This window comes from Gottfriedia acidiceleris, from assembly GCF_002128425.1.
Lineage (GTDB): Bacteria > Bacillota > Bacilli > Bacillales > Bacillaceae_G > Gottfriedia > Gottfriedia acidiceleris.
In genome coordinates this window covers 1-2,525 of the sequence record NZ_NESS01000033.1, presented here as the reverse complement: position 1 = coordinate 2,525, position 2,525 = coordinate 1, and the positions used below count along the sequence as shown (strand labels likewise).

The following is a 2,525-nucleotide window of genomic DNA, read 5'->3' as shown; positions in this document are numbered from 1 at the left end:
GGAAATAGGTCTTCATTTAATTTACCAAAAAACAGACTAAATGAACAACTAAAACAAAAATGCCACGAAAAATTCGTGGCATATACTTGACGAAGTCTTTTTTCAACAGCGTGAAAAAAACATTACCTTCAAGTAATGTTTTTTTATTTACAATATTGGAGATAAAAGGCGCGAGATAGCTTCTTTTAACTTGATTATGACTGGTCGCTCTTGATATTTTTCAAATGTAAGTTCACTACTATTATTACTATCAAGTAAAAAAAGGTTTTGTAGCTCAGAAGCTTTTTCTTCTGAGTAGGTAATTGCGTTTATTTCAAAATTTAATTTAAAACTACGTGTATCAATGTTTGTAGTTCCAACTGAAGCTACTTCATGATCAACAACGATTGTTTTAGCATGTAAAAAACCGTTTTCGTAAAGTAGTATTTTTGCGCCATACGATAAAAGTTCTCCAGCGTATGATAGAGATGCCCAATACACGAATGGGTGGTCAGGTTTACTTGGAATCATTATTCTTACATCGATGCCGGATAAAATTGCGATTTTGCACGCATCCATAATGCTTGCATCTGGAATAAAATACGGTGTTTGAATGTAAACACTTTTTTTGGCAGACATAATTAACTTAACGTACATGTTTTTTAAGTGCTCTGTTTCTGAATTTGGTCCACTTGCAACTATTTGGATGGGGGTACTTCCGATATTTTTTTCATTATTAAATGAGAATTCCTCTATATTATGTACAGGTTGATTAGTAGCTTGTTGCCAGTCTAAAATAAATCTACCCTGAATTTGGTTTACTGATTCTCCTTTTATACGAAAATGAGTGTCTCTCCAATAACCAAATTTCTGATCAATACCAAGATATTCATTTCCAATATTGAACCCACCTATGTAAGCAATACTTCCATCAATAATACACAGTTTTCTGTGATTCCTATTATTTAATCGAAAATTGATGAGTCTTAAAAATGAAGGGAAGAAAGCTTTTACCTCTCCACCATGTTTAACAAGTTCTTTGAAAAAAGAGGGGGTAATTCTTTTGGATCCGATGTCATCGTAAAGGACTCGTACTTTTACACCTTCTTCTGCTTTTTTTGTGAGTTCATCTCTAAGCTTTTTTCCTAACGAATCACGCTGGATGATATAGTACTGAATATTAATCTCTTTTTGGGCAAGTTGTATGTCTTTGAATAGAGAATTAAATTTTTCGTGTCCGTCTCTAAACGTTTGGATCTCATTATCTGTCGTTAATAAAGCGTTAGCAGACTTTAAATTCATCATAATTAAATGTGAATGCTTTGAAAGTAGCTTATCTTGACGAAAACTTTGATCATTATGAATTTTATTAGCTTGGTCGGTAACTGCCAATTGAAGATAAGTTCTTTCTTTAGTAGATAGATGATAGAAATTCTTTTGTTTTAGCTGCCTACCTAAAAATAAATATAGCAGAAACCCTACTATAGGTATAAAAAGTAAGATCATTAGCCACGCCCATGTAGCTGCAACATCTCTTTTCTCAATAAATACTAGTACTCCTGCTAGAAGTATATTAATGATAAGGAGGATTGTAAGAAAATTAATATCCATTTTTCACCTTCCTATTAGTTCGATTATCTTATTTTAGTTTAATATCTTTTTTATGCTCATTAATAATATTTTTTATTTAATTGAACAAAGTATTCTAATACACCTCATACTTACTCTAAAATTAAGAAGTATTATTTATACCAATTCTAGTCAATCAAAAAACGGAAACTTAAACTTCACGATGTATATAAAGGGAAGAGGAACTACTTTTATTGGAGTCTGTTTTTAAATAGTACTATAGTAATTCATTTAATGTTGCAAAGTATTATGTCAGAAACGGTAAATATGCACTGATTAAAGCTACATTAATAACTAAAAAAGGCCCAATAAGTACAGGTAAATACGATCAGTAGATAAAAAGTGGATTACTCATGTTTTTTTTATTTAAAAGTGTTGACATTAATTGCTCGATGCTTTAATATAGTTTAAGTCACGTCAGACAAGTTAACGAAGTCAACGAAAGCTTATCGTAGTAAGCTTTTAAAGTTAAAAAAACTTTTAAAAAAATGTTGACATAAACAGTTAGATGTTATAAACTGTAAAAGTCGCTAACGAAGACGACACACTTTACAATATGCGCCCGTAGCTCAATTGGATAGAGCGTTTGACTACGGATCAAAAGGTTATGGGTTCGAGTCCTTTCGGGCGCGCCATATTACGGGAAGTGGCTCAGCTTGGTAGAGCACCTGGTTTGGGACCAGGGGGTCGCAGGTTCAAATCCTGTCTTCCCGACCATTTTCGCGGGTGTAGTTTAATGGTAAAATAGAAGCCTTCCAAGCTTCGGTCGTGGGTTCGATTCCCATCACCCGCTCCATTATGAACTTTGAAAACTAAACAAAACATGAAGTAAACGTCAATTATTAGTTTTTTGAGCAATACAAGATTTAAACTTAACTTTTATGGAGAGTTTGATCCTGGCTCAGGACGAACGCTGG

At 33.1% G+C, this 2,525-nt stretch carries 1 protein-coding gene and 3 tRNA genes; 3 read left to right on the top strand and 1 reads right to left on the bottom strand.

The features are described from left to right. Nucleotides 1-147: 147 nt before the first annotated feature. Nucleotides 148-1,590 (bottom strand): cardiolipin synthase, encoded by a 1,443-nt coding sequence (gene cls / locus B6K90_RS23195; protein WP_088015049.1) that lies wholly within the window; start codon nt 1,588-1,590, stop codon nt 148-150. Nucleotides 1,591-2,166: 576 nt separating this feature from the next. On the opposite strand from cls, the gene B6K90_RS23190 reads away from it, so the two are divergent. The 3 genes from B6K90_RS23190 to B6K90_RS23180 all read left to right on the top strand — a co-directional run bounded on the left by B6K90_RS23190 (nt 2,167) and on the right by B6K90_RS23180 (nt 2,404). Beyond that, nucleotides 2,167-2,243: transfer RNA gene (locus B6K90_RS23190), tRNA-Arg, on the top strand. Between the two features lie 5 nt (nt 2,244-2,248). After that, nucleotides 2,249-2,325: transfer RNA gene (locus tag B6K90_RS23185), tRNA-Pro, on the top strand. Between the two features lie 5 nt (nt 2,326-2,330). After that, nucleotides 2,331-2,404 (top strand) — tRNA-Gly (locus B6K90_RS23180). The last annotated feature ends 121 nt before the right edge of the window (nt 2,405-2,525 follow it).